Annotated in this window: 3 protein-coding genes, 1 pseudogene and 1 other annotated feature; of the genes and pseudogenes, 2 read left to right on the top strand and 2 right to left on the bottom strand. The window is 50.5% G+C overall.

The features are described from left to right. A partial coding sequence (locus ABD76_RS27885; RefSeq protein ID WP_197253583.1) for a transposase occupies nt 1–346 on the top strand: 346 nt, incomplete at its 5' end. 74 nt (nt 347–420) lie between these two features. On the opposite strand, the gene ABD76_RS27890 is transcribed toward ABD76_RS27885, so the two are convergent. Both ABD76_RS27890 and tyrS read right to left on the bottom strand, forming a co-directional pair. After that, nucleotides 421–1,032 carry a transposase gene (locus tag ABD76_RS27890; protein WP_197260133.1) on the bottom strand — a complete coding sequence of 204 codons (612 nt, stop codon included), beginning with the start codon at nt 1,030–1,032 and terminating at the stop codon, nt 421–423. A gap of 158 nt (nt 1,033–1,190) precedes the next feature. After that, nucleotides 1,191–2,450, bottom strand: coding sequence for a tyrosine--tRNA ligase (gene tyrS, locus ABD76_RS27895; RefSeq protein ID WP_197260134.1), 1,260 nt, complete (start codon nt 2,448–2,450; stop codon nt 1,191–1,193). Nucleotides 2,451–2,538: 88 nt separating this feature from the next. Next, nucleotides 2,539–2,764: a binding site (T-box leader), on the bottom strand. A gap of 282 nt (nt 2,765–3,046) precedes the next feature. Between tyrS and ABD76_RS27900 the strand changes: the two are divergent. After that, nucleotides 3,047–4,426: pseudogene (locus ABD76_RS27900) on the top strand (alkaline phosphatase); the annotation flags it as partial. Between the last annotated feature and the right edge of the window lie 324 nt (nt 4,427–4,750).

Raw genomic sequence — 4,750 nt, forward strand, 5'->3', positions numbered from 1 at the left:
CCGAAACAGAGCTAAACGGATTCAGCTAACGGGTTCTTACCGTCATCTGCAAAAGTTACGAACCCGCTGTGAGCATGTGTTTGCTGAAAGCAAAGTTGCGCATGGCATGGATCGTGCACGGAGCCGCGGACTCGACTGCATGCAAGAACAGGCGCTACTGACGGCGATCGTTCAAAATCTGAAAAGACTATGCCGGTTTGGGAAAAAGCGATCTCGAACTGGTATGTCGGCATGCCAAAAAACGAAATCCGTGATGACAGAGGCGTTGTCACGCCTACTCATTTCAGCGCTGGCTGAGTTGTTTTACTCGTTTTGCATGTCCATCAGACGGCTACAACTGCACTAATTCACCGGACTTCTAGTGCTTTGTCTGAATAGGACTTGTATTAGCTAGAATAGGCAGCAATAGGAAAGCCGAGTTCAATCACAGGCTCGATAAGAGTTTGCAATTCCCATCGCTTTGCCACTCTTCATGTTCTTTGCGGCAAGCACGGTCCCACTAAATACTTCGCGCAGCACATTGAGGGTTTCGTTGCCTTTTTCAGGCTGAACACCGTCCATGGATAAAAGGATGCCACCGTTTTGTTCCGTCGTTTCGGCGAGGACCTTGCGGACATGATCATTGAGACTGGCGGCCAAAAGAACTTGATACCGTTCATACAGATTTTGCGAATGACGTTCACTGGTTTTAATTCCGCGTTCATTCAAGGCCTCTGTCAATTCTTTGACCGTCAGATGGTGCTTGAATCGTAGCTCACCAACCAGAGCCAGCACATCGTAGCCGTAGGACGAATGTTTCATGCTAAGCATTTCCGCTTCGGCTGATTTATACGAGACTTCTGGATGGGTGCATGCTGGATTTTTACAGGCATACGCCATGCTCCATACGTCGATAACACCGTTCAACGTAGAAATTTTCTTATGCCAAGCCGTATGGGAACGTCGTAATTTCGTATCACAGTGCGGACAGTGAGTCATTTCAGTTCGGAAATAAATTCGGGGTGCAGCACCCAACCGATTTTTTGGAAGCATATAAGGAACTCCTTTGCAAAGTCATCCTTTTATAGTTCGACAAAATACAGGAAAATCCCGTTAGTTAAACTTGCTGTCGTAGAAAAAAACGAGGCACAGCAGCGATTTCAGCATCGCCCTGCCCCTCGTTTTGCTTGCTTCTCATTTCGTCCTTACGCTTACACCAATTTCACCAAATGATATTTCTTCTTTCCTTTGCGGATAATGATGAAGCGTCCCTCAATCGCATGCTCGGCGCCGACGACGAATTCCAGCTCGCTTACCCGCTCGCCGTTCAGCGATATGGCGCCATTCGTAATATCCTCGCGCGCCTGGCGCTTCGACGGCTCAATGCCTGTATCGACGAGCCACTCCACGATATTTTTGGATTCCTTGGAAGCTTCAAACGTCGGCATTTCCTTGAACCCTTGCTCAATTTCATCCGCAGTCAATGACCGAATATCGCCGCTGAACAGCGCGGCCGTAATTCGTTTGGCCTGCGCCAGCATCTCTTCGCCGTGAACGAATCTCGTCATTTCTTCGGCCAGCGTAATCTGCGCTTCGCGCTTGTGCGGCTCGGTGCGGACTTTCTCGGCCAAGGCTTCAATCGCCTCTTTATCGAGGAAAGTGAAGTACTTCAAATATTTCACGACATCGCGGTCATCGGTGTTCGCCCAGAACTGGTAGAACTCATACGGCGTCGTCTTCTTCGGATCGAGCCAGATCGCGCCGCCGGCTGTTTTGCCGAACTTCGTGCCGTCCGCTTTCAGCATCAGCGGAATCGTCAGGCCGAACGCCTTGGCCTCCGGGCCTTCCTTTTTGCGAATCAAGTCCAGGCCGCTCGTAATATTCCCCCACTGATCGGAACCGCCGATTTGCAGCTGCACGCCCTCTTCCCGGTACAGATGCAGGAAGTCCATAGATTGCAGGATCTGGTAGGAAAATTCCGTGTAGGAGATCCCGGTCTCCAGGCGATTCGCCACAATATCTTTGGCCAGCATCGTATTAATGCTGAAATTTTTCCCGTAATCGCGCAAAAAGTCAATGACATTCAATTGATGCGTCCAGTCATAGTTGTTCACCATGCGCAGTTGATTGTCACCGTCGGTCAGGAACAGCTTTTTCATCTGCGCGGTCAGCGCCTCCACGTTCGCCTGCACCTGCTCCATCGTCTGCAGCGTGCGCTCGGATTGCCGTCCGCTCGGGTCGCCGATCGTTCCGGTCGCGCCGCCGATCAGAATGACAGGCTTATGCCCGGCCATCTGGAACCGCTTCAGCATCATGAACGGAATGAGATGCCCGATATGCATGCTGTCTCCAGTCGGGTCCACCCCGCAGTACAACGAAATCGACTTTTCTTCCACCAGCTTGCGCAGCCCTTCAGCATCCGTCTGTTGATTAATCGCCTCGCGCCATTCCAGTTCATCAATAATATTCAACATTCTCAGCTCCCTGTCCTTGTGTCTAGGTCTTATATGCCTGAATATACGTGAAAATAAAAAATCGCCCCTCATCTGCACCAGCAGATCCAGGGACGATTGAATAACCGCGTTACCACCCAACTTGTACAATGATCGGAACAACCCGATCACCATACCGCTCTCAGCCCGTTATCGTGAGCTATTCCGCTTGGCATTACCCAAGATACTCCAGAGTGTAATTCGCAAGGAAACAGTATGCTGCCAGGTCCCATCAACCCCTGGCTTTCTGTGAACAGTGACTGCCTGCTACTGCGCTCTTTCAACGTATATTCCGTATAAGATTACAAGCCATTATAGTGAATTATGAATCGGTTGTCAAATGTAGGAGAGCCAAATTGTTATACCTGAATGGTTCCGATCTGCCTCAAAGATTTTCAAGCCTCTCGCTCCTTTTACAAAACATTTATATCAACTTCACGTTCCGATTACACATCGTTACCATTCCATTAACAATTCCCTTCCATAATGAAGGAGGTTAAGTACATATTTGGTTGGAGGGATATCAATTGAAATCATTCGTACGCAAATCGCTGGTTGCTGCGCTTGCGCTGCTGATGCTTCCATGCGGGGCATGGCAATCCGATGCGGCGCTGGCCGCGGGAACGGGAAAGCGGCAGCCGGAATCCAAAAACATCATCGTGCTCATCGGCGATGGCATGGGACCCGCGCAAGTGTCCGCAGCACGGATTTACTCCAAAAATAAGCTGAAAAAGCCGTCCCTGAACCTGGACAGCATTTACGTCGGTCAAGCCACGACCTTTGCCGACAAAGGCGAAGACGGAGACACCGTGGTCTCCGGCGAAGTTACGGATTCCGCTTCCGCGGGAACGGCCTTCGCGACGGGACATAAAACATACAACGCGGCCATCAGCGTCTCGAACGAGGATATTTCCAGGCCATTCGCTTCCGTCATGGAAGCATCCAAAGCAGCCGGCAAGTCGACTGGCCTGGTTACGACGGCACGCATCACGCATGCTACTCCGGCCGTCTACGCCGCACATGTCCGCAACCGCGACAATGAAAACGCGATTGCTTCTCAATATCTGGAGTCCGGCGTGGATGTGCTGTTAGGCGGCGGCAAGCGCCATTTTGTGAGCAAGAAGGATAAAGGCAAGCGTGACGATAAGACGATCATTCCCGATTTCGAGAAAAAAGGCTATAAGGTTGTATACGATAAAAAAAGCTTGGCGGCGTTAACGTCCAAAAATCAAAAAATTCTCGGTTTGTTCCATGATTCTCACGTCGATTATGTGCTGGATCGCAAGCCGGAGACCCCGAGTCTTGCCGACATGACGGCTAAGGCGCTCGAATCTCTGTCCTCGAATCCAAAGGGGTTCACGATGATGGTCGAGGGCGGGCGCATCGACCATGCCGCGCACGCGAATGATTTCGGCGCCATGATCCAGGAGACGCTCGATTTCGACGCCGCCGTGAAGGTAGCGCTTGACTTCGCGAAGAGGGACGGCAACACATCCGTTGTCATTACCGCCGACCATGAGACGGGGGACCTCTCGCTTTCCCGTGACAATATTTATGAGCTGAACGTGGACGCATGGGATGCCCAAAAAATCTCTTCCGAGTTGCTCGCGCCACAGCTTGCTCAGGCAACGTCAACGGCGGAAATCAAGAAACTCATCAAGCAATATACCGGATTTGCCGATATTACGGAAGAAGAAGCGCAATTCATCATGGAGGGAGACGGCACCTCGTATAAGGAGGAAGGCGCCTTCAATCAAGTGATGGCCAAGCGCTACTTGATCGGCTGGTCCGGACATGGCCACTCAGCCGTCGATGTCGGCGTGTGGGCTTACGGCCCGATCGTGCAGCATGTCCAAGGGCAGAGTGACAACACGGCAATCGCAACCAGCATCGCGCAAGTCGCCGGGTTGGATCTGGAAAAAGCAACGAAAGATCTCCAAACCAAGCACCTGTACCACTAGCGTTGCATCAATCTTTTTACGAAAATTTTCACCCTATAATTCTCTATATTTGTAACTTATTGAACTATATTCGTGGACAAAAATAAAGAAATCTCCTATTGTTGAGTTACCCTCAGCGTTATCCATAAAACGCCTCAACAAAGGAGATTTCTATGGATAACGTACCGAATCAAAACGTCATTTGTCAATGCCTAAAGTGGTTACATGTGAATTCCACTAGAGATGAGTCATTGGATTACCGAGCCCAAAAGTTGTTTGTCGGCGCTTCGACACTCTTGTTTGTAGAGGCACAGCTCCAGCAACGAGACTCATACAAAG

The sequence above is a fragment of the Paenibacillus dendritiformis genome (assembly GCF_015845845.1).
Taxonomy (GTDB): domain Bacteria; phylum Bacillota; class Bacilli; order Paenibacillales; family Paenibacillaceae; genus Paenibacillus_B; species Paenibacillus_B dendritiformis_C.

Coding starts and splice junctions, on each gene's coding strand:
- ABD76_RS27890 (WP_197260133.1), bottom strand. CDS start 1,032: ATGCTTCCAAAAAATCGGTTGGGTGCTGCACCCCGAATTTATTTCCGA.